At 45.6% G+C, this 24,617-nt stretch carries 19 protein-coding genes; 17 read left to right on the forward strand and 2 right to left on the reverse strand.

What is annotated here, in order from left to right:
- The first annotated feature begins 75 nt into the window (after window positions 1–75).
- The 13 genes from SCJ97_10375 to SCJ97_10435 all read left to right on the forward strand — a co-directional run bounded on the left by SCJ97_10375 (window position 76) and on the right by SCJ97_10435 (window position 18,193).
- Entirely contained in the window at window positions 76–1,296 is a 1,221-nt protein-coding gene (locus tag SCJ97_10375; GenBank protein ID MDW7740440.1) for an AAA family ATPase, read from the forward strand.
- A 2-nt stretch (window positions 1,297–1,298) separates the two neighbouring features.
- Window positions 1,299–2,684: a CpaF family protein gene (locus tag SCJ97_10380; protein MDW7740441.1), complete on the forward strand. Its 1,386-nt coding sequence runs from the start codon at window positions 1,299–1,301 to the stop codon at window positions 2,682–2,684.
- On the forward strand, window positions 2,684–3,652 hold the full coding sequence (locus SCJ97_10385) for a type II secretion system F family protein (protein ID MDW7740442.1): 969 nt from the start codon (window positions 2,684–2,686) through the stop codon (window positions 3,650–3,652). Before SCJ97_10380 ends, SCJ97_10385 begins: the two co-directional genes overlap by 1 nt.
- A gap of 15 nt (window positions 3,653–3,667) precedes the next feature.
- Complete coding sequence (locus SCJ97_10390; GenBank protein ID MDW7740443.1) at window positions 3,668–4,594, forward strand: type II secretion system F family protein; 927 nt, start codon at window positions 3,668–3,670, stop codon at window positions 4,592–4,594.
- A 76-nt stretch (window positions 4,595–4,670) separates the two neighbouring features.
- Window positions 4,671–7,298, forward strand: coding sequence for a vWA domain-containing protein (locus SCJ97_10395; protein MDW7740444.1), 2,628 nt, complete (start codon window positions 4,671–4,673; stop codon window positions 7,296–7,298).
- Between the two features lie 140 nt (window positions 7,299–7,438).
- Window positions 7,439–10,879 carry a PAS domain S-box protein gene (locus SCJ97_10400; protein ID MDW7740445.1) on the forward strand — a complete coding sequence of 1,147 codons (3,441 nt, stop codon included), beginning with the start codon at window positions 7,439–7,441 and terminating at the stop codon, window positions 10,877–10,879.
- 107 nt (window positions 10,880–10,986) lie between these two features.
- On the forward strand, window positions 10,987–12,822 hold the full coding sequence (locus SCJ97_10405; protein ID MDW7740446.1) for an ATP-binding protein: 1,836 nt from the start codon (window positions 10,987–10,989) through the stop codon (window positions 12,820–12,822).
- Window positions 12,815–13,261: a response regulator gene (locus SCJ97_10410; GenBank protein MDW7740447.1), complete on the forward strand. Its 447-nt coding sequence runs from the start codon at window positions 12,815–12,817 to the stop codon at window positions 13,259–13,261. The genes SCJ97_10405 and SCJ97_10410 overlap by 8 nt, the downstream gene beginning before the upstream one ends.
- Window positions 13,262–13,311: 50 nt before the next feature.
- Window positions 13,312–14,532 (forward strand): DUF438 domain-containing protein, encoded by a 1,221-nt coding sequence (locus SCJ97_10415; protein ID MDW7740448.1) that lies wholly within the window; start codon window positions 13,312–13,314, stop codon window positions 14,530–14,532.
- Window positions 14,519–14,755 carry a DUF1858 domain-containing protein gene (locus SCJ97_10420; GenBank protein ID MDW7740449.1) on the forward strand — a complete coding sequence of 79 codons (237 nt, stop codon included), beginning with the start codon at window positions 14,519–14,521 and terminating at the stop codon, window positions 14,753–14,755. The genes SCJ97_10415 and SCJ97_10420 overlap by 14 nt, the downstream gene beginning before the upstream one ends.
- A gap of 34 nt (window positions 14,756–14,789) precedes the next feature.
- Window positions 14,790–15,806 (forward strand): hypothetical protein, encoded by a 1,017-nt coding sequence (locus SCJ97_10425; GenBank protein MDW7740450.1) that lies wholly within the window; start codon window positions 14,790–14,792, stop codon window positions 15,804–15,806.
- Between the two features lie 28 nt (window positions 15,807–15,834).
- Window positions 15,835–16,488 (forward strand): DUF1638 domain-containing protein, encoded by a 654-nt coding sequence (locus SCJ97_10430; GenBank protein ID MDW7740451.1) that lies wholly within the window; start codon window positions 15,835–15,837, stop codon window positions 16,486–16,488.
- Window positions 16,489–16,516: 28 nt separating this feature from the next.
- On the forward strand, window positions 16,517–18,193 hold the full coding sequence (locus SCJ97_10435) for an ATP-binding protein (protein MDW7740452.1): 1,677 nt from the start codon (window positions 16,517–16,519) through the stop codon (window positions 18,191–18,193).
- On the opposite strand, the gene SCJ97_10440 is transcribed toward SCJ97_10435, so the two are convergent.
- Window positions 18,190–18,849 (reverse strand): HAD family hydrolase, encoded by a 660-nt coding sequence (locus SCJ97_10440; GenBank protein ID MDW7740453.1) that lies wholly within the window; start codon window positions 18,847–18,849, stop codon window positions 18,190–18,192. The genes SCJ97_10435 and SCJ97_10440 overlap by 4 nt on opposite strands.
- A 139-nt stretch (window positions 18,850–18,988) precedes the next feature.
- Here SCJ97_10440 and SCJ97_10445 point away from each other — a divergent pair, with 139 nt between their 5' ends.
- From SCJ97_10445 to SCJ97_10460, 4 genes are all read left to right on the forward strand, one after another.
- Window positions 18,989–20,347, forward strand: a complete 1,359-nt coding sequence (locus SCJ97_10445) for an MATE family efflux transporter (GenBank protein MDW7740454.1) — start codon at window positions 18,989–18,991, stop codon at window positions 20,345–20,347.
- Between the two features lie 91 nt (window positions 20,348–20,438).
- The gene (locus tag SCJ97_10450; protein ID MDW7740455.1) at window positions 20,439–21,080 is read left to right on the forward strand and encodes a PilZ domain-containing protein; all 642 of its coding nucleotides are present in this window, start codon (window positions 20,439–20,441) and stop codon (window positions 21,078–21,080) included.
- 63 nt (window positions 21,081–21,143) lie between these two features.
- Window positions 21,144–22,415, forward strand: a complete 1,272-nt coding sequence (locus tag SCJ97_10455) for a Glu/Leu/Phe/Val dehydrogenase dimerization domain-containing protein (protein ID MDW7740456.1) — start codon at window positions 21,144–21,146, stop codon at window positions 22,413–22,415.
- A gap of 66 nt (window positions 22,416–22,481) precedes the next feature.
- Window positions 22,482–23,744 carry an ArgE/DapE family deacylase gene (locus SCJ97_10460; protein MDW7740457.1) on the forward strand — a complete coding sequence of 421 codons (1,263 nt, stop codon included), beginning with the start codon at window positions 22,482–22,484 and terminating at the stop codon, window positions 23,742–23,744.
- A 35-nt stretch (window positions 23,745–23,779) separates the two neighbouring features.
- Here SCJ97_10460 and SCJ97_10465 read toward each other — a convergent pair whose 3' ends face one another.
- Window positions 23,780–24,601 carry a transposase gene (locus SCJ97_10465; protein ID MDW7740458.1) on the reverse strand — a complete coding sequence of 274 codons (822 nt, stop codon included), beginning with the start codon at window positions 24,599–24,601 and terminating at the stop codon, window positions 23,780–23,782.
- Window positions 24,602–24,617: the final 16 nt, after the last annotated feature.

The raw sequence follows: 24,617 nt of genomic DNA on the forward strand, positions 1-24,617 counted from the left end.
AGCAGACGAAGTTATCCTTCCTCTTGCAGATTACGGCATCAGCAATTTCGAAGATTTCAGAATGAGGTGATCAAATTGGAAAAGATCAAAGTACTGGTTGCCGGAGTGCAGGGTGAAGAGAGGGATAGTATCAATGAAGCCCTGGCCAATGTTGAATACATCAGCGCTACCGATGGTGCAAACACCGCAGAGGATGTCCTGCAGGTTTTGGATGAAAGCCATGTTGATGTAGTCCTGGTGAACGCTCAAATATCGGGGAATGGTTACAGCCTTACTGAAAAGATAGCAGAGCAGTTTCCCGGTGTCGCCGTGGTTATAATGGAGTATGAACTTAAGGAAGAGACAATGCGCCAGGCTCTTTTCAGCGGAGCCAAGGATGTATTGTTATACCCCTTTACTCCCTCGAAGCTGGTTGATTCGCTTTACCGCAGCTACCAGCTGGAACGAAAGAAGCAGGCAATGCACCAGGGCAAACCGATGATGCGCAAAAAGGCAAACCAGGGAAAGATGATCACGGTTTTCGGCACCAAAGGTGGGATCGGAAAGACCTTTGTTGCTACCAACCTGGCAGTTTCCCTGGCTGAGTATAACGGCAACAGGGTAGCCCTGGTTGACCTGGACCTCGACTTCGGTAATGCTGCGCTGGCCCTGAATATCATCCCCAAGTTTACCATTTCCGATGTGGTTAACGAAATTGCCCATCTCGATCAGGATCTTCTGGAAAGCTACCTGATTCCACACAGTTCCGGTGTAAAATTGCTGGCGGCCAATGCTCAGCCCCAGATGACCGAATTTGTAACTGCCGAGCATGTCAGTTTTATTTTGAGGTTGCTGCAGAATGCTTTTGACTATGTTGTGGTAGATATGCCTGCCAGGTTCTATTCTCCGGTCGATCCGGCCCTGCAGGAGGCTGATCTGCTTTTGCTTATCACCACTCCCGAAGTGGTTGCCCTGCGCAACATTAAATCCTGTTTGAATACCTTTGCCCTGCTAAAATATCCCCCTGCTAAAATCAAGCTGTTACTTAATAAAGTTGACTCCCGTGATGATATAAAGCTGAAAGATGTGGAGGTTACCCTGAACAGTAAAGTCTTCGGAGCCCTTCAGGCTGATCACCGACTGGTTTGTTCATCAATGAACCAGGGTATACCGGTGGTAACCCTTTATCCCCGCTCAAAGATCAGCAGAGGGTTTTACGATCTGGCAGTTCAGATCAGTGGTTCTGAAAAATCATGGAAAGAAAAAGCGGCCCGAAAAGCTGAAAGTGAAGAAGTTTACCAGGAGGCGAAAAGTTGATGATGTCGAAACAGCCTTACCCGGGGAAAATAGAGGCTAAAAGTGAAGACAGCCGCAGGCCGAGTCCGGTTGCCCCGGAACGAAGCCGGCTGCTCAGCGATATATCCTGGGAAACCCTGCGGAGGATAATCGATACCATAAAAGATTATGCCAACCTGGATGCAAGCGACCTGAAGCGGAGAAAACAGATCCAGGGACAGATTATTGATATTATGGAGGATGTTCTGCGTGAGCAGTCCCATCACCTGTCCCAGGTAGATAGGCAGAAGGTAATCAAGCAGGTAACCGATGAAATATTCGGCTTTGGTCCAATAAACTCTTTGATCAATGACCCGACCGTAACAGAAATCATGGTCAACGGGCCGAACCAGGTATATGTTGAACGTGAAGGTAAACTCTATCACGCGGATATTAATTTCAGGGATAATGCACACGTGATGCATACCATTGATAAGATAATTACCCCCCTGGGCAGAAGAATAGATGAAAGTTCACCCATGGTTGATGCCCGTCTGCCGGACGGGTCAAGGGTAAATGCGATCATCCCTCCGCTGGCGATCAAGGGACCCACCATTACTATCCGTAAGTTTGCCACAGACCCCTATACTTCCGAGGATCTGATCAGCTTTGGGACGATGACCAAGGATATCGCCCAGTTTTTGAAGGCCTGTGTGCGGGCCAGGTTAAATATTATTATCTCCGGCGGTAGTGGTACCGGAAAAACCACTACCTTGAATGTCCTTTCCAGTTTTATTCCCAATACAGACCGGATCGTGACCATCGAGGATGCGGCGGAACTGCAGTTGAAACAGGATCATGTTGTATCACTGGAGAGTCGGCCGCCTAATATTGAAGGAAAGGGGCAGGTAACCATTCGTGACCTGGTGATCAACTCTCTTCGGATGAGACCCGACAGGATTGTTGTCGGTGAAGCCAGGGGTGGGGAAGCCCTAGATATGCTGCAGGCGATGAATACCGGTCATGACGGCTCTATTTCGACAGTCCATGCTAATACAGCCCGTGATGCTTTGGCCCGTTTGGAAACAATGGTTTTAATGGCGGGGATGGATCTGCCGATCAGGGCAATCCGGGAACAGGTTGCGGCGGCGATCGACCTGATAATTCATATCCAGCGCTATTCAGACGGAACGAGAAAGCTATTTAAGATCAGTGAAGTGGTCGGCATGGAAGGTGATATGATTACCATGCAGGATCTGTTTATCTTTAAACATTCCGGGTTAAATGAAAAGGGATTTGTAACCGGCAAACACTTACCTACGGGGATCATTCCAAAATTTATTGAGAAGATCCAGCTTTCCGGTGAATCGCTGCCGATGAAGATATTTGAAGGTGAAGAAACTGAAAAAGTACGCTGGGGGGGCAGTTGATGGAGACTATATATCTGGTTGTTGGTGCCTCTCTATCTGTTATTCTTTTTGTTGTTGGGCTCTATATGACCTTTTTCAGTTCAAGGACAGTTATCCTTTCAAGGCTGGACAAAGCAACTGCAGTTGAAGATGGGACAGCCGGGCAGAATGTGGAAAAGGCCGACTTCAAATCTGACTTTCTATGGGTTTTAGGCCAGATCGGCAGGGTTATCCCCCGTAAAAACCGGTTTGAGAATATCCAATCCAACCTGATCAAAGCCCAGGTTTTCATGAGAGCTGAGGAATTTGTCGGGTTGACCCTATTGGTAGGGGTGGCCTTTTATCTCGTTGTTTTCTTACTTAGCGACTCTGTGCTATTGGGGTTATTGGGTGGTTTAATCGGGCTCTATATCCCCGGGATGATAATCAATTCAAAGAAGAGAAAACGTTCATTACAGATGACAGAACAGCTCCCCGAAGCGCTGAATATTATTTCCAGCGGTTTGCGGGCCGGTTTCAGCTTCCCCCAGGCTGTGTCAATTGTGGTGCGTGAAATGGAACCGCCGCTAGCGGTAGAGTTTTCACGAGTTTTAAGGGAAAACAGGGTTGGCAAACCGATGGATGAAGCATTAACCGATCTTTTGGATCGGGTGGAAAATGATGATCTCGAACTGCTGGTTACTGCTCTGTTGATCCAGAGACAGGTTGGTGGGAATCTGGCCGAAGTCCTTGACAGTATATCACATACCATAAGAGAGAGGGTGCGAATCAAGGGTGAGATCAGAACGCTGACTGCCGAGGGTAGGATTTCAGCTATAATATTGTCTTTGCTACCCATCTTTATTGCTGGGGTAATTGTATTATTAAATCCAGACTATATTCTTACCTTAGTGCAAGAACCTATTGGTATTATACTCATTGCTGGTGCGATTTGCATGCAAGTTGTTGGGATTTTTATTATTCGCAAAATTGTGGCCATCGACGTTTAAGAAGAAGGTGATGTTATGACCGTTATTTTGACAGTGCTAACATTTATTGCTATAACATTCCTGGTTATATCTACAGGTTTTATTCTGACCTACCGCAAAAACCAGGTTAAAGGTCGGCTAACTGTCATCCGCAGCATGCATGATGAAGTAGATGCTGAAGATATGCTGCGTTTGCCTTTTGTGGAACGGGTTATCATTCCAATTTTAAGCGGGCTGGGCCATAGACTTGGCAAGCTGGCGCCAGGTGAATTCCGCTTGCGGATGGAAAAAAGAATTTTGTACGCCGGGACTCCATGGAATATCAGCTTCCAAGGTTTATTTGCGATACAGTTTTTGCTTGGTGCAGCCTTCTTTGTTTTATCAATTTTGATATTAAGATTATTCCTGGTTGGTGGTATTAGGGCAATCATATTTGTAGCTTTGCTGACCTTTATCGGTATATTCCTCCCCTCAGGAATAATCAACAGCATGGGAGAAACACGGCAGAAAAAGATCCGCCGTGCTCTACCGGATATGCTGGACCTCCTGCTTGTAAGCGTGGAAGCAGGTCTCGGTTTTGATATGGCCTTAAAAAAAGTAATCCAAAAGATGCCGGGGCCGCTTAGCGTGGAGATCAAGCGAGCACTTGATGAGATAAGAATGGGTGGAACAAGGGAGTCGGCTCTGCGGGGGATTGCCCGCCGAACCGGGGTAAATGAATTGAGTAGCTTCATCAGTTCAGTAATCCAGTCTGAACAGTTAGGGAGTAATATTGCTGGCACCCTGAGGGTTCAGTCCGATTATATGCGCCAGCGCCGCCGTCAGCAAGCTGAAGAAAGAGCAATGAAAGCACCTGTAAAGCTTATTTTTCCGCTGATTTTCTTTATTTTCCCATCACTTTTTGTTGTTATTCTCGGCCCGGCGGTTATTAGAATATTCCAGATGTTCGCGACCATGCTCTGAGTCGGTCACATGGTATAATAATTATGATCAATCAATGGAGAAAAAAATTAAACATAACCGGCAAGGAGGTTGGTTTGTGGTTAGGCAGAAACAGAAAAGCCTGGTTGGCCTGCTTCTCTGCCTGGCGCTGGTAGTAAGCCTATTTTTACCGGGCTCCACTACCCTGAGAGCCCAGGAAGAAGAGACACCTGTACAGGTTACAGAAATGCTGCCTTCAGGTTCTGTTGAGCCCAGCCCCTTCGACAACCTTGCCGTGATCTTGGTGATTGATATTTCGGGCAGTATGTCATATACCGACCCGCTGCGCCTGCGTGAAACGGCAGCGGGTGTTTTTATTGATCTTCTTGGGGCCGACGATTTCCTGGGGGTGGTAACCTTTGATGACAGGGCTGAAGTGGTTATCCCCCTAGCGCCGGCAGGAAGCCCGGCTGCTAAAGAAGCGCTAATTCAGAAGCTCTCAACCGAACTGGATCCCCGTGGTGATACCGACTTTGTTGCCGGCCTTCAACTTGCCCACAGCCAGTTTGCCGATACGGATATCGGCCGGAAAACTCCCGTAATACTGCTTCTTACCGATGGCGAGCCTGACCCTTACCCGGGCAGCCGGGATGATCAGGATTTTATGGCGGGTTACATGGAATCACTCTGGGAAGAGGTGGAGCTGATCTCCCGCGATGGTATTCTTGTTTACACGGTGGGATTCAGCGCTGAAATCGATCCCGAAGTGATCAGGCAGATAGCCGCTGAAACCCGCGGCCAGTATTACATCCTCTCCGATCCAGCCGAACTGCTGGTTACCTTTTACCGGGCTCTGGAAGTGTTAAAGGACAGGCGCAGTTTCCTGGAAGAATCCATTGATTTCGGGGCTGGTATAACAGAAACATTTACCTTTGAGGTGCAGGAATTTATCCGCCAGGTAAACATTGTAATCGTCAGCTCTCCGGCTGAAGAGGCTCTCGAGTCCGCTGTAACAGTCAGACCTCCGGCAGGTTCAGCTGCGGGAATAGAAGAACTTCTGCTGGGTGGCCGGAGCAGCTACCGCACTTTGATTCTTTCCCGCCCCCTGGAAGAGCATTACGGAACCTGGGAAGTCGAAATAGAGGGCAGCGGAGAGGTGATGCTGCTCGGCAATGCCGATCTTTACCTGGAAGCGCTGCTCATGGAGCCCGATCCCGATGCCCACTATCCGCTCGCTGAACCACTTGAAATCAGGATGGAGGTAATAACCAGGGAACGTTATGTCGACGCCGATTTCAGGGTAGAGATGCAGGTTACGGCTCCCGGGGAAACTTCGCCGGCAGCGGTCGCCATGACCAGGGAAGGTAACAGCTTCAGGGGTACATTTGAGGATACTGAACAGCCGGGTGAATACCGGCTTGAATGGACCCTTTTAAAGGATGGCGAAGAAATATCTAAGAACTCAGCGCCCATTCAGCTTAGGGCTCTGCCGGCCCTGACCACCGATTTCTGGGTCGACCGTGAAGGCCTGCGCCTGGGCGAAGAGATGGTGATCAGCGTATCGCTGGCCAGCCGTGGAGAGAGGATGCAGCAGGGTCCTCACCTGCAGGTTGAAAGGATGACCCTCGACCTTGAATACCGCGACGGAGCCAGAGTTGAGGTAGAACTTTTTGACAGTGGAAACCGTGAGCATGGCAACAGCCGGGCCGGTGACGGCATCTGGTCCAACCGGATTGTTTTTGACCGGGAGGGGACGGCCGAAGCCTTGCTGACAGCGACCGGTACTTACCGTGATGCCAATTTCATTCTTAAAAAAAGCTTCGGTTTTACCGTGGTAGAGCCTGGAGAACTTGTGGTGCATGCCCTTCCCGAGGAGCTCTGGTCTGAACCGGGGGAGATCCTGGTTATCCCTCTCGAACTGATCAGCAGGTCTCCTTTTACCCAGACCGTCCGTATTTCAAGCGATAGCGAAGATATTAAGCTGCTGCAGGACCGGGTGATCGTTCCGCCCGGAGAAGAAGTCCTGTTCAACCTGGAAACAGAAATCGCTGAAACAGCCGACTATGGGCAACTTTATGCCACGTTGAATTTTACCGTTGAAGATGGAATGACCCCCATTTCACCCGATGCCCTCGATGTGGGAGCACAAATCCTCACCCGGGGAGAAGCCTTTCGCGAACGCTATACGGGTCTGGGTCTTGGAGTAGGATTTATCCTGGCCGGGCTGGTACTGATTGTCGGAGTTGTTTTCGGCGGCGGCAGCTTGCTCTACCGCTTCTACCTGCTGCCGAAGATTAAAGTTAAAGGATGCCTGCAATACTCAGCATCTGAAAAGAAGCCGGGACCGACGAAGAAAAAACATCAAGAGTATCGGTTGGATTTGGATCTGGGGTTGAAAAATGAAATAGTTATCTCCTTTGACCCTGAAAATAATCTGGCTGATTATAGCTTTGACAGTCGGGAGTACAGCCACGATCTGGTAATAAATAACAGCTGGAATGATCACCTGCCCCGGTTCTGGCGGGGATGGAAAGCGCTTTTCAGCCGTAGATTACCTGTCCGGACTGAAATTGCCTGCACACCACCGGGTATTATGGTTGTAGATGGTAAAGTTTTTTCCCGGAAAGATATTCATCCCGGGGATGAGTTCGAATCAGGCGGGTACCTTTTTAAATATATCGACGACTCAGATACAGATATACATGCTGACCTTAAAGGCACAAATATCCTCAAAGATAAGATTTAAACCCCTTTTCCTGTCAGGGGGACGGGGTTGTTGACAACTTTTTATTCCAGCAGTAAACCTGAATAATGTGACATTTTTGCCCATACTGTTATATTATTACCAATGATTCAGTAAGTTTGATGCTCCCCGGGGGTTAGATTATGGCTGTTAAGAAAGATCAAAACTTTCACGATTCCGATAATATACTTCAGGTTGCTGTTGATGCCGTCCAGGATGGAATAAGTATATTATCAACAGATCTGACTATTCTAAAGGTCAATAAAGTAATGAACGATTGGTACAGCCATGCTGCTCCCCTGGTTGGTAAAAAATGTTATGAAGCTTATCACATGACGGATTCCCCCTGTAAAATATGCCCTACCTTAAAAGCCCTTAAAACCGGAAAACCTGCAGTCGAAGAGGTTGCTCTTGTCCAAAATGGAAAACAAACCGGGTGGCTTGAGCTATTTTCTTATCCCATTCGTGATAAATCCGCAGAAATTAGCGGGATCGTTGAGATTGTTCATAATATCACTGACCGAAAGGAAAATGAAGAGAAATATAAGGCGCTTTTTCAGAATTCCACCGACGGCATTTTCCTCTTAAGCGACATATTTATCGACTGCAATGATGAAGTATGCCGCATGTGGGGTTACAGTCGCGATGAAATCATCGGTCGTTCCCCCGGAGATTTTTCCCCTCCCTTCCAGCCCGATGGACGGAAGTCTGCTGACGCAGCCCAATGTTATATCAGGGCCGCCCTGAAGGGAGAAAAACAGTCTTTTTACTGGCAGCACCAGCGTAAAGACGGTTCTCTTCTTGATACGGAAATCAAACTTGCCTCATTGACTATTCGTAAAGAAATTATTTTGCTCGCTGTTATGCGCGATATTACTGAACGGAAAAAAGCTGAAAAAGTTTTGGAACAGAGTCGTGAATGGTACAGGGCTCTGGCTGAAGATATCCCAGCCCTGATCACCAGGATTTCACCGGACGGTAAAATCACCTATGTAAATGATGCCAGTTGTGAAGTTATCGGTAGTTCGCGCGACGAGATTGTCGGCAGTGATTTTTTTCAATTTGTACCTGATGAATACCGCGATCAGGTTTGGAAAGGTCTGCAATCTTTAACTCCGGAAAACTCCGTGATTACCTACGATCATTGCATTAAATCGCGTTGGTACAGCTGGAAGAACAGGGCTGTATTTGATTCGGAAGGACAGCTGAAGGAATATTTTACAGTCGGGGAAGATATCACCCGGCGTATAGAGTATGAACGGAAACTGGAAGAGAGCGAAGCCCGCAACCGCGGCTTGGTTGATGCCATTCCGGATATGCTGGTCCGATATAGCCGCAACGGAGTTATCCTGGATGCTGAAATAAAAGGGGCGCGTCAGTTAACTCATCGGGGGCAAAAGTATTACGAAGCAGGTCAGCTGATCGGCAGTGTGGTCACTGAACTGTTGGACCCGGAGGTCGCTTCAGCAGTTATGGGAGGAATCAAGAGAGCGCTTGAAACAGGTAAACTTCAACTTGTTGAATATAGCTATCCAATTGATGACAAGAAGAGTTTTCTCGAAGCAAGGATGATTGCCACCGGGCCGGATGAGGTTACATCGATTATTCGTAACGTAACCGATCGCAGGGAAACTGAAGAGGAACTGCAGTATCTCTATCAGTTTGAAAGCATGGTTGCCGATATATCCTCTGCTTTTGTTAACAATACGAGTGAAAAAATTAATGAAACCATTAACTTTGCGCTTGAAATGAGCGGCAAATTTTTCAAAGCCGACCGCAGCTATATTTTCCGCTTCAGTGATGACGGCCTGTTTATGGATGTAAACCATGAATGGTATGCAGCCGGAATAGCTTCAACCCTGGAGCGAAATCAATGTTTCCCTGTTGAGAAGACTCCCTGGTGGGTCAATAAAATGCTGGAAAGCGAATATGTTTACATTCCGGATGTTGAAGCTTTGCCTCCCGAAGCCGAGTTGGATAAGCAGGATTTTCAGATTGAAGAGATCAAATCTCTGCTGACGTTACCGATGATCAGGGAAGGAAAGGTTATTGGATTTTTTGGCATAGATGCAGTTAAGGAAAAGCAAAACTGGTCTGAACAGCAGATTTCCCTGATCAAGGTAGTTGCTGAAATTATCGGAGGGGCTATTATAAAAAATGAAACGGAAGAAGCTTTGAAAGAATCGGAAGATCGCTACCGTGAGATTCTGGCTACAATTGAAGAAGGCTATTATGAAGCCGATCTTTCCGGGAATATAACCTACTGCAATGATGCAGCCTGCCGCCTGTTCGGGGGATACAGCCTGGATGAGATCATCGGGACAAGCTACAAAAAGTTATATAAAGATCCTGAAGCTGCTTTCAGGACATTCCATAATGTCTTCCTGTCCGGTCAACCGGAACGAGGATTGATTCTGGAGATGCTGCGCAAGGACGGCTCTGTCAGGTACGGGGAAATTTCAATATCATTAAACAAGGATAAAGAGGGTTATGTTACCGGTTTCAAGGGTATCGGAAAAGATGTGACGGAGAGAATCGAGCGTGAGCAGCGTTTGGAATATCTTAGCTTACACGATCAGCTCACCGGAATTCACAACCGGGCCTACTTTGAGGCAGAGTTAAAACGCCTGGACAACAGCCGTGAATATCCAATTACAATTATTTCTGCCGATTTGGATGGATTGAAACTGGTTAATGATACTATGGGCCATAACGCGGGAGACCGGCTCTTAATCGGTTGTGCCGAGGTTCTGAAGGATTCTTTACGTGAATCCGATATCCTGGTCAGGGTTGGCGGCGACGAATTTTCTTCCATATTATTACATACCGATAAGGCTACCGGGGAAAAAGTTGTCCGCAGGATCAGGGAAAATGCCAACCAGTATAATCTCACCCATCAGGACTTACCCATTGGTATCTCACTTGGTGTAGCGACTACCGAAAGTAACGAAATTTCCTTGAAAGATCTCTTTAAGCGGGCTGATGATATGATGTATCGTGATAAACTTTACAGCAGCACAAGCAGTCGCAGTAAAATTGTCCAGAGCCTTCTGGCAGCCCTGGCCGAACGAGACTATATTGCCGAAGGCCATGCTCGCCGGTTGGAAGAACTGTGCCGGGCTGTCGGCGAAAAGCTTAACCTCTCATCTCACCAGCTTGCCGACCTGGCTCTGTTGGCCCAGGTGCACGACCTGGGCAAGGTAGGAATACCCGATACGATTCTTTTCAAACCAGGTCCGTTAAACGAAGAAGAATGGGAAGTTATGCGCGGTCACCCCGAAAAGGGATTTCGCATCGCTTCATCATCACCGGATCTTGCAAGTGTGGCAGAATTAATTCTGAAACATCATGAACGATGGGATGGTCAGGGTTATCCACTGGGGCTGAAGGGTGAAGAAATACCCGTTGAATGCCGCATACTATCTATTGTCGACGCTTACGATGCAATGACCAATAAACGACCCTACAATGAGGAAAAAACTAAAGCTGAAGCTGTTGAAGAAGTTAAGAGAAATTCCGGCACGCAATTTGATCCCACCCTTGTCCCCATATTTCTTGAATTCATTTCCAGATCTGCAGAATAAATTCTTCCAAATAATATTTAAAAATTTAATCAGATCTATATTTGATATAATGTTGCTATCAAATTACAGCTTTAGTGCTACTTAGATGGAGGCTGGCTACCTTGAAAATGTCGGTCAGGTTATCAGTATTTTTTGTTTTAATTGCCATTATCCCTATTACTATTGTTGGCATATTATCTTTCTTAAACGGCCGGCAGGCAATCGAAGAAGAAGCAATCAATCATCTATCTTCGGTTAATCTATACAAGGAAAATGCAGTTATTAGCTGGGTTGAAAAAAACATGCGGGATCTTGTTATCCTTGCCCAAAGGCCCCTTATTAGAGTAAATGCTGCGGCTCTTGTTTTGAATTCAGATGAATCGGAAATTGAAGCAAGCAGTGCGAATATCCGAAAAGTTCACTTTGAGATCCTCCTTTCTAATAACCTGGATTACATAGAACTCTTTATAATGGAGTTGGAGGAAGGAAGGGTTATAGTCTCTTCAAGCCTTGAATGTGAAGGAGAATCTCATTTAAATGATCTTTATTTTATCGAAGGACAGAAAGATACCTATTTTCATAACCTCTACTACTCGGACCATCACGAAACAAACCTGATTACAGTAACAACTCCTTTGCTTGACCTGGACGGTAATATTATTGCTGTTTTGGCTGCCCACCTCAGAATCGATGAACTGGAAAAACTGATTAAACAGTCAAGTGAATTAAAAGCCAGCGAGGATACTTACCTTGTTAATGATCAACATTTTTTTATAACAGAGCCTTTGTACGGCAGCGATTATATCCTGAAAGAGCAGGTTTACACAGAGGGGGTATTAGATGCCCTGTCTGGCAATAACGGGGTCGGTTACTATGATGACTATCGTGGAGAGCCTATCATCGGGGCATACCGCTATATACAGCAATTTGACATGGCTTTGATCACTGAGATTGATCAGCAGGAAGCTTATATGCCAATCTACGATCTGGGCTATAAGACTCTTGGTATTGCTTTCATTTCGGCCTTGATCGCTGCGGTTATTGGAATTGTTTTCTCTAACCGGATGATCCGACCCATTTTGAAGCTTATAGATGGTGCGGCTGAAGTTGGTAAAGGCAATCTCGAGCATCAAATTCCTGTAACCGGTAGAGATGAAATCGGTGAATTAACCAAGACCTTTAACACGATGACCTCAGACCTACGGGAAACCCTTATTTCAAAGAGTCGCATGGAAGAGCTGGTCAAGGAGCGGACCATGCAGGTTGAAGCATCAAACCGGGAGCTGGAGGCCTTTTCCTATTCTGTATCACACGACCTGAGAACGCCGCTTCGGGCTGTCGATGGTTTTTCTCAAATTTTGATCGAAGAACATGCAGATAAGCTTGATCAGGAAGGTCTGAGAGTTGTTGGTATAATTCGCAAGAATATTGAGCAGATGGATCAGTTAATTACCGATCTTTTAACTTTTTCTAAGGCAACCAGAACTGATATTAAATCTGTAACTTTTGATATGACGGAGATGGTCCTATCAATTTATGAAGAATGTGTTCCCCCCCAGGATAAGATCGATTTAACTTTCCTGGTCGAATTACTGCCGCATGCCTGGGGTGACCCCGTGCTTATCAGGCAGGTCTGGTTAAACCTGATCGGCAATGCTGTCAAATTTACCAGAACCCGTGATGACAAGAGAATAGAAATAGGGGGTTATTCAAATCGTTATGAAAATGTATACTATATAAAAGATAATGGTGTGGGGTTCGATTCCCGTTATACGCATACCATATTTGGAGTTTTTCAGCGCTTGCATAAAAGTGAGCAATTTTCGGGGACCGGTATAGGCCTGGCTATCGTTCAGCGGGTTGTTGAACGTCATCATGGAAGGGTATGGGCTGAAGGAGATATTGACCGTGGTGCGGCATTTTACTTTGCGTTGCCGGTAAAGGAGGAAGATAGTAGTGTATGATATTCAGGATGTTGAGATTCTCTTGGTAGAAGATAATCCCAATGATGCAGAACTTGCTATCCGTGCATTAAAGAAGAATAAACTGGCCAACAAGGTCGTCCAAGTGGGAGATGGAGAGGAGGCTCTTGATTTCCTTTTTGGCAGGGGAAAATTTTCGGACAGGCAAATCGAGAATGGGCCGAAAGTAATTATTCTTGATCTGAAGCTGCCCAAGATAAACGGGCTTGAAGTATTGCAGGAGGTCAAGTCGCATCCGATCCTGAAAAAAATACCTGTTGTGGTGTTGACCTCTTCATCTGAAGAGTCGGATCTGATCGAAAGTTACAACCTGGGAGCAAACAGTTATATAGTCAAACCGGTGGATTTTGACAAATTTACTGTAGCAGTGAGGGATCTTGGGTTTTATTGGCTGCTGCTTAACGAACCGCCTAAACTGTAACAGATTGTTTTCGGATCCCAATAAAATATTTTAAGAAGGAGATTACCCTGATGAGCGCCGATAGCTTTGAAAAGCAAAAAAAAGTGATCAAGGATATTATCCTCGGGTTGCATGAAGGGTTGAGCTTTGAAGAGGCAAAGAACAAACTGGAGAAAGAAGTGGGCAGTATATCTTCACTCGAAATTGCCCAGGTTGAGCAGTCTTTAATCGACGATGGTATGTCGCCCGATGAAATAAAGAAATTCTGCAACGTTCATACCCTTCTTTTCGAAACATCCCTGAGAGAGGAAATGGGGAAAGAAGAGAGTCCCGGACATCCTGTATATCTCTTTAAACAGGAGAACAGGGAGATTGAAAAGATTACTGCCGAGATAAAAGAGCTGGCCGGTCAGGTTGAAAAAGAAGACCCGGAAGATTTTAAAGATAAGATCAAAGCCTATCTTGAGAAGTTAAAGGATGTAGAACTGCATTACATAAGAAAGGAACAGCTTTTGTTTCCCTATCTTGAAAGATACGGGTTTATGGGGCCTTCAAAGGTAATGTGGGGCAAACACAACGAGGTAAGAGATCTTTTCAAACAGGCCTTTTCCGCCATAGAGCAGATCAAAGATACGCTCAGTGCCCAAAAATTTGTTGAAGATCATCTGAACCTGCTGATTGAAGAAGTTGATGGGATGATTTTCAAGGAGGAGAATATTCTCTTTCCCACCTCGCTTGAAAAGCTGCAGACCGATGACTGGGTTGATATCCTCAAGGAAAGCGATCAGGTCGGATATGCCTTTATAGAACAGCCGGAAGAGACCTCTCACCTGGTGGAAGCGATGAAAAAAGCGGCTGCCGAAGAACCTGCATTCAAAGAGAATAAGATTACCTGGCCTGCGGGTCAGCTGACTCTCAAGCAGCTGGTGCATATGCTAAATGCTTTACCGGTTGATTTAACATTTGTTGATCATGACGATGTGGTCCGTTTCTTCACGGAAAACAAAGATCGTATATTTGTCCGGACCCGCGCCATAATCGGCCGGAAAGTTGAAAACTGTCATCCTCCTCAGAGTGTTGAAGCGGTTGAAAAAATCCTTGATGCCTTTAAAGATGGAAGCCGTGATTCTGCCGAATTCTGGATTAACATGAAAGGCAAGATGATCTATATTGTTTTCTATGCTGTACGCGATCAGCATGGTAAGTATCTCGGTACGCTTGAAGTCGCCCAGGATATAACCGGAGTAAGGGCGCTGGAAGGAGAAAGAAGGTTGCTGGATGAAGGAACTTGATCTGAAGAAAACAGTCTACCAGCTAACTGAACAATTCCCTGAACTGATCGATGTCCTGAAAGAACTCGGTTTTGCCGGAATCGCTTTCCCGGCAGTTCGAAAAACTCTGGGCCGGAAGATGACCATTCCGGAGGGAAGTAAAAAGCAAGGCAAAGACCTCGACCAGGTGATCAGTCATCTTGAAAGCCTGGGCTATAAAGTTACAGGAAGAGAAGTAGATTAGCTGACTAAATATCTGTTCTAAGGATGATTGGTATATGAAACTTATTGGTAACTGCCAGACTACGGCGATGGGGATTATGCCCCATACCGATGTTCAAAAAGCGCTTGACCTGGCTCTAAGCCTTGATATCCCATTTTGGCCTCAACTGCCGAAAGTCAATTTTTTTGAAGATATGTATGCCCAGATTTCCGAACATTTTCCGGGTATTTTGCTCGAAACGGAAAAACGAGTGGTCAGTTTTTCCATTGAGAAATTTTATGAAGATATAGAGGAATTCCTGGCTAACTGGGAAGATGATAACTATTTTCGGCTTTCTCCTGAATACTCAGTTGTTTTTCACCGCTTTTTGGAGCAGGACCTTTCCAGGTACACGCATATCCGTGGTCAGAGTATCGGTCCGGTCAGTTACGGGCTGAAAATACTTGATGAAAGTAATAAGCCGATGATCTATTATGAAGAAGTCAGACAGACGGTTTTTGATTTTGTGGCCAAGAAACTGCAGGCCCAATTCAATGAGATGCAGGAGATTCACCCGGGGGCTTTCGTCTGGGTCGATGAGCCGGGTCTGGAGATGATTTTCATGGCCATAACCGGCTATACCAGTGAAAAGGCTAAAGATGACTACCGGGCTTTTCTGGAGAATTTTCCCGGTCCGAAGGGGGTTCATCTTTGCGGCAATCCCGATTGGTCGTTCCTTCTGCAGATGGATTTGGATGTTTTATCTCTGGATGTTCTGGCCCGGGGGCATATATTCAGCCGTTATGTGGATGATATCAGGACTTTTCTGGACAGAGGCGGCATAATTTCCTGGGGGGTCACACCCACCCTGACCGAAGAGTACGAGAAGGAAAATATTGAATCCATGATCAAAATGGTCGATGAACTGTGGACCAGTATGAATTCAATGGGTATTCCCAGGGAACAGATTTTGAAGCAGGCCTGGTTCGCCCCGGCTCGCTGCTGTCTGGTTAATATGGATGGCGAAGAAACTGTCACAAAATCATTCAGGCTTTTGCAGGAAGTAGCTGAACACTATAAAGCTCAATTATAGAATACAAAATGACGTGGAGTGTTAACCGATGAAACAGGTAATGAAGCTTTTCTGTTGTAAAACAATGATGGATGAAATTGCCAGGATAAAGCCGGATGATATTCTGGTTGAATATATTGAATATGCTCTGCACAGAAACCCGGACAAACTTCGTGCGGAGCTGCAGAAAAGGATAGATCGGGAAGAAGAGGCAGATGTCCTTGTTTTTGTATACGGTTTATGTTCACGTGGCCTTGATGGCTTAAAAGCGCGAAATAAAACCCTGGTTATACCGCGGGTTCATGACTGCATCAGCATTCTGCTCGGTTCACGGGATAAATATCAGGAGGAGTTTGAAGCATCGCCCGGGACATACTACCTGAGCAAGGGTTGGATCGACCAGAAGGCCGACCCGTACCAGGAATATGAAGAATACGTCGATAAATACGGTGAGGAAAACGCCAAGTGGGTTATTGAGCAGTCCTATAAGCATTATAAGAGATTGGTCTTTATCGATACAAAATTACCGGAACTGGATGAGTATAAGGAGTATGCCCAAAAAGTTGCCAGGTTTATGGATGTTGATTATATCTGGATGCAGGGGCAGGGCGACTTCTTCGAAAAACTGGTTTCCGGATCATGGGAGAAGGACTTTATTGTTGTAAACCCGGGAGAGACCTCCAGATACCAGGATTTTATGTAGAATTTCCTACTCAAAAAGGAGACAATATATGGCAATAACTGACAGCAAAAGATTTCTTAAACAACTGATTGCCATTAATGAACTGCTCTTACAACAATCATCCAGTGAGATAGATTATAAGATGCTCTCTGATGGTTTGCTTGTCCTTTCAGGGGCAAAATATGTATTGCTGATTATCCCTGAAGATGACGGGAAAGTAGCTCACGTAGCTGCCGTTTCGGGATCAGGTGATGGTATAGATAAAATTACAGAAATTTTGGACAGTCCACTGATGGGTATGAAATGGAAAGTTGGCCAATTTTGGGGGGCGGCTAGTAGAGAAAAGAATAAGTTAACAAGCTATGATGACCTCGAGGAAGTCAGCAGTGGGGTTGTTACAAAGGAAATTGAAACACTTATTAAAAATACTCTTGGTGTCGAAAGCTTTTTCAGTCTGGCTGTGACCGGCGATAAGGAAGAGATATTGGCAGATGTTGTTCTTGCCATGCCACCGGGCGAGGATTTGGCTAACCCGGAAGCAATCGAGCTATTTGCCGGACAGCTTGGAATGCTTCTGATGCGATTAAAAGCTGAGATGGCCCTTAAAAAGAGTGAACAAGAGAAGGCAACAGTGTTGAATAGCCTGGAAGAACAGGTCCTCTACCTGGATCCCCAGTTTCGGATTATCTGGGCCAATCCGGCGGCAACCAGGACACATAATATGGAGCTGGATGAATTTCTTGGCCGGAAATGCTACGAAGTTTGGCACGATTATTCTAAACCCTGCCCTTACTGTCCGGTTGAAAAAGCTATCAATACAGGCAAAATCCAGATTGGAGAAACTCACGCTGCCGATGGCCGGGTATGGAAAACGACCGGGGTTCCAGTGTTTGACGATAGCGGCGAGTTAATTGGCCTTGTTGATACATCGATGGAAATAACTGACCTTAAAAAAGCTGAAAAAGAGTTAAAAAAATTAAATTTAACCTTAGAAAAAAAAGTTGCTGAGCGTACTGCCGAGCTGGAAAGAGTAGTGAAAGAACTTGATGCTTTTGCCTATTCCGTGTCTCATGACCTGCGGGCCCCATTGCGCAGCATTGACGGTTTCAGCCAGATTCTTATCGAAGATTACAGACTATTGCTGGATGATGAAGGTAAGAAGTATCTCGAAAAAATATCACAGGCCAGCCAGAGAATGGGTAGGCTTATTGATGATTTGCTTAAGCTTTCCAGGGTTTCCAGGCAGGAACTTAATCATAAAACTGTTGATCTGAGTGAACTGGTCAAACAAGAGCTCGAAAATGTTAGGGAGAAAATTGATTTGAAAGAAGTTGAAACTGTAATTGAGCCGGGGTTGAAGGTAACCGGTGATTTAGAACTACTGAGGATAGCTGTCAATAACCTTATTGATAATGCTCTCAAATTCTCCTCTCAGAAAAAAAAGCCGTATATCAAATTTGGTCTTAATGATTCTGAGGGTAAAAATACTTTTTATATCAGGGATAACGGGGCAGGATTTGACATGAAGTACGTGGATAAATTATTTACTGCTTTTCAGAGGTTGCACTCTCCGGAGGAATATCCCGGTTCTGGGATCGGACTGAGTATAGTATCGCGAATACTTTCCAGGCATGGCGGTGAAATTTGGGCAGAAGGCAAGGTTGGCGAAGGCGCAACTTTTTACTTTTCATTACCCGGGGATGCCGATAAATCGAGTGGTTGTTAACAGGTCAGGTTTAGCAGCAGGTTTTTAAATTCCCGGACACTCTTAACGAGATAGGTCGGCCTGGCAGCGGTAAGTTCCTCTTCAGTGCCGTATCCGTAGGCAACAGCAGCTGAATCGATATTACAGTTTCGGGCACCGATAATATCATGTTCCCGATCTCCGACCATCAAAGTTTTTTCCGTCGCCAGCTTATTTTCTGTTATCACATGGGTGATCACTTCAGTTTTATCTACTCTTGTGCCATCCAGATTACTTCCGGTTATTCCTTTAAAGAATTTGGTGAGATCGAAATTTGCTAAAACCTGCCCGGCGAAAAAGGTCGGTTTAGATGTGGCCAGATATAATGAAACTTCCCGATTTTTTAACTCTGCTAGCAATTCTGCAATACCAGTATAAACCTTGTTTTCATAAATTCCTTTTTCCCTGTAATATTCCCGGTAAAAAGCGACTGCTTTTTTAGCCTCTTCTTCACTGAAGCCGTAATGGTTTTGAAAAGAGTGCTGAAGGGGAGGGCCGATGAAAGGGATCAAATCGCCCAACTCTGCGGAGATCTTAAACTTTTTTAAGGCATATTGTACCGAACGGGCGACACCCGGAGCCGAGTCGGTGAGCGTGCCGTCAAGATCGAATAGGATATTACAGTATCTTTTTGCCATACCGGGGCCCCTTTCTATTATTTTATTGATATATTAGATTGACTCTACGGGGATTCCTCCTCTTGCCCCTGTTTAATTTAAGGCGTAAAATAAGTTAATGCCTGAGTTATCTCTGATAAAGATAAGGATATGATATTAAATGCGCAATAATGCAGCTTTAATGGGTGAAGATAGCATAGTCAGGTTGCTGATCCGCTTTTCCGTCCCGGCTATAACCGGGATGCTTGTAATGGCTACTTACAACATAGTTGATACCATATTTGTCGGTATGCTGGGCAGCGAGGCGATCGCTGCTCTTTCTATTGCCTTTCCCTTTCAGATGCTGCTTGGCGCTGTGGCAATAGGCACCGGGGTTGGGGCAGCGTCGCTTATTTCAAGAGCGCTGGGGGCTAATCAGCAAGATCTGGCCCGTCGGGTAGTCGGTCAGGTAATCGGTCTTTCTCTTCTGTTTGGTCTTATTATTGCATTCCTCGGTTTATTTTCGCTGGAGCCGATTCTTGTTCTCTTCGGGGCAACTCCCGATATTATCGGTTTAACCGGAGAGTATGTCAGTGTGATAACAACCGGTTCGGTTATGTTCTTTTTGATCATGGGTCTCAATAACATGGTCAGGGGTGTGGGGCATCCCACCCTTTCAATGAAGGTTATGATCATATCGGCGATTATCAACATAATCCTTGATCCGATTTTCATCTTTGTCTTCGGTATGGGTGTCCGGGGCGCTGCTGTGGCAACAGTGTTGGCCAAGGTTGTTGGTGTGGGTATCATGCTGCACTTCTTTCTCAGGGGTAGTGAAGAAGTTAGAATTGATCTGGCCTGCCTGAGGCCCCACTGGGATACGATTAAGAAAATCTATGTGATCGGATTTCCAGCTATGATTCTCCAGGTTTCCACAAACATTTCACTGGTTATTGCCAATAATATACTTGCTGCTTACGGACATTTACCTATTGCTGCCCTGGGTCTGATTTTCCGGTTATTTATGTTTGCCCTTATGCCGGTAATCGGAATAGCACAGGGCTTGCTGCCGATTATCGGGTTCAATTTTGGTGCAGGAAAGATGGAGAGGATACGGGAAGCAATCATCAAGGGTTCGGCTGCTGCAACTGTGCTTGTAACAATATTCGGCATATTATATTTTACAATTCCCCATGTTTTCCTGAGCATTTTTACGCGGGAAACTGAACTTATTGAACTGGGTGGGCAGGCTTTAAGAACGATGGTCGTCATGTTTCCGGTTATCGGGGCGCAGGTGGTGTTTACGACTTATTTTCAGGCTGCGGGCAGGGGATTACCTTCACTTCTACTTTCCATCCTGCGGGAAGTGATTTTCTTTATACCCTTTTTATTGGTTCTTTCCGCAATTTACGGGCTTGATGGCGTCTGGATTTCCCGCCCGGTAAGTGATCTTCTTGCTTTCCTGGTAACCTTAATGCTGATTAGCAGAGAATTGAAAAAGCGCGGAATCCCGCTGTTTAAAACAGCTGTTTCACCATAAGGCAAATAATCCCGGACGCAGCAATGCAGGAATATTGAGCTTTTATATAGAATGCATGAGCAACTTCACAGTGAGGGTGAGTGTGATATCAGTGGTCGATGAAATTCGGCTTGAAGAGGCTTTTAGTCCCGGCGCCATTGTTACCTGCGAGGTTGTAGTAAAAAAAGGCCTGATCAAGAAATACGAAACCAGTGTTGATGATATTGAAAAAGAATATCTGGTGCTGAAGTCGCCGGTTTCCAACAATACTCCCGTTGAGTTTGAAGAAGGTCAGGAGCTTACCCTGCGACGTAAGGAAGATAAGAAGAAACAAGCCTATGTTACAAATGTCTTTGTTATTGAGAACCGTGCCGGCCAGGTTCCCCTCCTTGTTTGTAGCAAACCACGCGAGATAGGGAAAACATCCCTGCGGCGTTATTCACGTTTTAATGTCGAGCTTCCCTGTTCATATGTAACGGGAAAAATATCGGCAAAAGGGCAGTTGAATAATCTTTCGCTCACCGGTTGTCGGCTAGAAGTCAGCCCGGGTCCGCATATCAGCAAAGGTGTCTTGATGGATCTGAATATTACTTTACCTGGTGAGCAGAAAATTTCTTTCCGGGCTGAAGTTGTCAGAATTTATGAAACCGCTGATGAAGCCATTATTGACATTGCCCTTGAAATTCGTGAAATTACCTCTGAGATGCAGGATAAGCTTCGAACATTTTTGTTCGGGCAGCAGTTGATGCAGTAAGTGAAGATTTAGCCGGGATAAGATCCTGGCTTTTTTTCATTTCAGGATAGGGAGGAAAGATTCATGGCTGACGAGGTAAAGAAAACCCGGGGATACAGGCTGCTAAACTGCGAGCAATCATCACGCGTCCATTTTGATAAAGCTGCAAATAGATTGGGATTGGATGAACAGATGCGCAACTGGCTTAGAATTCCGCTGCGTGAAATAAGGGTGCACCTGCCGGTGGTCAGGGATGATGGCAATCTCTGTGTTCTTGAAGGATACCGGGTTCAGCATAATAATGCCCGGGGACCCTTTAAAGGGGGTATCCGCTATCACTCTGAAGTCTCCATGGAAGATATCCGTGGGCTTGCTGCCTGGATGACCTGGAAAACTGCACTGCTCGATCTGCCCTACGGCGGAGCCAAAGGTGGGGTAACCTGTGACCCAAAACAGTTATCTTTGGCAGAGCTTGAAAGGATAACCCGGAAATATACCCAGGCCATTGGATTTGATATAGGCCCACATCAGGATATACCTGCGCCGGATGTTAATACCGATGAAAATGTGATGGCCTGGATAATGGATGAGTATAGTAAAATACATGGCTATTCACCGGCGGTAGTTACCGGTAAACCGGTTGATCTTGGTGGATTAGCCATCCGCAAGGAGGCCACCGGACTGGGAGCTTCCTTTATTGTTGAAAAGTGGGCTAAAGATAACGGCATGAAGATGAATGAAACGACCGCGGTAATTCAGGGATTCGGTAATGTTGGCCACAACCTGGCTTTTTGCTTGCAGGATATGGGGTGCCGGGTTATTGCTGTTTCTGACACCGGGGCCGGGGTAGTCAACAGAGATGGGCTCGATATTGATGCAGTCTTTGAACATAAGGAGAAAACCGGTTCTGTTGCCGGATGTCCGGGAGTTGAAACGGTTGATCGAGAAAATATCTTTGGTCTGGAATGTGATTTTTTAATTCCCTCTGCGCTGCAGAATGCTATACATGGTGGCAATTACCGGAATGTGAGGGCCAAAGTTATCTTTGAAGCGGCAAACGGCCCTACCTGCCCGGTGATCGAACCGAGGTTAATCAGGAAAGGTATACCTGTTGTTCCGGATATCCTGGTCAATAGCGGCGGAGTGGTAGTTTCCTACTTCGAATGGGTCCAAAATCTACAGCAGTTCAACTGGGATGAAGATAAAGTCTACAACGAGCTGAAGAAAAAGATGATCGATGCTTACGATGCAGTTTTCGGTAAAGCTGAGGAAGAAAAGTGCTCACTTCGTACGGCCGCCTACATGATTGCTATCGCGAAAGTGGCTGCAACAGCCCGGACACGCGGCATCTACTAAGTAAAATTTGAAAGGTTTCTATTTGTAGTATGATAAGTTGCAAATGTTGAAGGAGAAGAACATAAGATGAAGCAGCTGATAGAGCAGATCAGAAATGAAGCAGAAAATAATCGAAGCAACCTGGCCCTGTTAATCGGAGAGATGGTGCGTATACGCAGTTATTCCGGGGAAGCTGAAGATATGCAGCTATATCTTCGGGGAAAACTTGAGGAGCTTGGGATGGAAACCAGGTTGGTTAAGGTGGAACCTGATAAGCTCGAAAAATATAAAGGGTTTAGTTATGATGGATTTTCATATGACAGGCGTTACAGTTTGATCGGATTGAAAAAAGGAAAAGGCGGTTCAGGGCGGTCGCTTATTTTGAACGGTCATGTTGATGTTGTTCCTCCCGGTGATACTTCCTGCTGGATTGATGACCCGCTGAGCGGAAAGTATGTAAATGGTCGGGTCTATGGCAGGGGGGCTCTTGATATGAAGGGCGGTCTTGCAGCAGGAATTATGGCTATCAAGATTTTAGAGGATTTCGGTTATACAAATAGCGGAGATCTATTCTTTAGCAGCGTTTGTGGTGAGGAAACCGGGGGCTGTGGTGCTTTTGCTGCTGTTGAAAGCGGTTTAAGCGCTGACGGCTGCATCATCCTGGAGCCGACAAAGCTGAAAATATGTCATATTCAGTCCGGCTGCCATACCTTTAAAATCACTGTTAAAGGCCGTTCGATTCATGCCTGCATGGCCTATAAAGGCATTAATGTCATCGATAAATTCTATATCCTTTATGATGCGCTTAAAAAGATGGATCGGCGGAGGCACGAAAGGTTCAGTAACCGATTTTATGAGAACCCCGGAAATGTTGCGCCCTTTAGCGTGGGGACTGTAGCAGCCGGTGAATGGCCTTCAAGTGTACCAGATCTGCTCGAAGCCCATGGGCGGATGGGTATATTCCCCGGGGAAACTGTCGAAGAAATGCACCGTGAATTTGAGGATACTTTGCGGCAGGCTGCTGAAACTGACTCCTGGCTTGCTGAAAATTTGCCGGAGATAGAGTGGTACGAGGGGCTGTTCGAGCCGGCTGAAACGGACATTAACAGTGATTTGGTCAAAACTCTTGCAGCAAGTCACCAACAGATCCTGGGCCGGAGTGTCCAATACGATGCAGCAACCTACGGCTCTGATATGCGAATCTTCAATCTTTACGCCAATATCCCTACAGTTCTCTACGGGCCCGGCGACGTCAGCCTCGCCCACACCGTCAACGAATACATCGAAATCGATCAGGTCCTCGAAGCAGTTTGCTCCATAGCCCTCATGATCACCAACTGGTGCCAATAAGTGTACGCTTTAAAGCCTGTCCACTTTTCGTACACTTATTTGGATAATTTATAGACTGCTGATTTGGATAAATTCATGAACTCACCAATTTCGGTAAAGGAATAACCTTCCTCGATTGCCGATTTGATAAATAGTTGTTTTAACGGTATTAATGGTCGGGACCGTGAGCCACTTTTAATCTGCATGATTTCTTCATCAGAGGCACCAATATCTCTTAATAAAACTTCCCTTGCTTTTCTGCCGATTTTTTCACGTTCGAATTCCTTTTCTTTCTTCACAGTTTTTTTTCTGAATGCCATGTAATTAAAATCATCTGGTGTTTTCATCATCTGTCTGTAATTGTTAATTGCATCAGACCTGGTTGAGGATGTAATATTGAGGATAAAGTCGATATCCACAAAACTATTGTTATTTGATTGATAAGCCCAATCGCTGGTCCAATTATATTCTGAAACAGTTTGGCAGATATCCGCCCGGACCGGGTTCCAATGGATGTAACGAAGCACTGAAAAAAGATAATCTTCATCCAGAATTAAGGTGGCATAGTACCTTGAACTGAACACATGGCCGTCTCGATTATTTTCATGGTTGTAATATTTGCCATATGCTGTATTGATTGGGTGCATGATTTTGCTGAGGGGCACTTCTCCGGTCTTAACCAACAGGTGAAAATGGTTATCCATTATTGCATAACCGAATAACTGAAAATCAAGTCTTGCTTTGTAGACTTTAAGAAGATCCAGATAAGTCTCTTTTTCAACGGTCTTGCCGAATATAGGCTCCTGATTATTGCCTCTCTGGGTAACGTGATAAACTGCGCCAGCGTATTCAATCCTAGATTTTTTGATAACAATCACCCTAAATAATTATACT

This window comes from Bacillota bacterium, from assembly GCA_033549065.1.
Taxonomy (GTDB): Bacteria; Bacillota; Dethiobacteria; order DTU022; family DTU022; genus JAWSUE01.

What these genes read in the sequence shown, in the direction of transcription:
- SCJ97_10460 (MDW7740457.1), top strand. Translation starts at nt 22,482, where the DNA reads ATGAAGCAGCTGATAGAGCAGATCAGAAATGAAGCAGAAAATAATCGA.
- SCJ97_10400 (MDW7740445.1), top strand. Translation starts at nt 7,439, where the DNA reads ATGGCTGTTAAGAAAGATCAAAACTTTCACGATTCCGATAATATACTT.
- SCJ97_10405 (MDW7740446.1), top strand. Translation starts at nt 10,987, where the DNA reads ATGTCGGTCAGGTTATCAGTATTTTTTGTTTTAATTGCCATTATCCCT.
- SCJ97_10415 (MDW7740448.1), top strand. Translation starts at nt 13,312, where the DNA reads ATGAGCGCCGATAGCTTTGAAAAGCAAAAAAAAGTGATCAAGGATATT.
- SCJ97_10385 (MDW7740442.1), top strand. Translation starts at nt 2,684, where the DNA reads ATGGAGACTATATATCTGGTTGTTGGTGCCTCTCTATCTGTTATTCTT.
- SCJ97_10390 (MDW7740443.1), top strand. Translation starts at nt 3,668, where the DNA reads ATGACCGTTATTTTGACAGTGCTAACATTTATTGCTATAACATTCCTG.
- SCJ97_10380 (MDW7740441.1), top strand. Translation starts at nt 1,299, where the DNA reads ATGTCGAAACAGCCTTACCCGGGGAAAATAGAGGCTAAAAGTGAAGAC.
- SCJ97_10445 (MDW7740454.1), top strand. Translation starts at nt 18,989, where the DNA reads ATGCGCAATAATGCAGCTTTAATGGGTGAAGATAGCATAGTCAGGTTG.
- SCJ97_10435 (MDW7740452.1), top strand. Translation starts at nt 16,517, where the DNA reads ATGGCAATAACTGACAGCAAAAGATTTCTTAAACAACTGATTGCCATT.
- SCJ97_10440 (MDW7740453.1), bottom strand. Translation starts at nt 18,849, where the DNA reads ATGGCAAAAAGATACTGTAATATCCTATTCGATCTTGACGGCACGCTC.
- SCJ97_10420 (MDW7740449.1), top strand. Translation starts at nt 14,519, where the DNA reads ATGAAGGAACTTGATCTGAAGAAAACAGTCTACCAGCTAACTGAACAA.
- SCJ97_10430 (MDW7740451.1), top strand. Translation starts at nt 15,835, where the DNA reads ATGAAACAGGTAATGAAGCTTTTCTGTTGTAAAACAATGATGGATGAA.
- SCJ97_10425 (MDW7740450.1), top strand. Translation starts at nt 14,790, where the DNA reads ATGAAACTTATTGGTAACTGCCAGACTACGGCGATGGGGATTATGCCC.
- SCJ97_10455 (MDW7740456.1), top strand. Translation starts at nt 21,144, where the DNA reads ATGGCTGACGAGGTAAAGAAAACCCGGGGATACAGGCTGCTAAACTGC.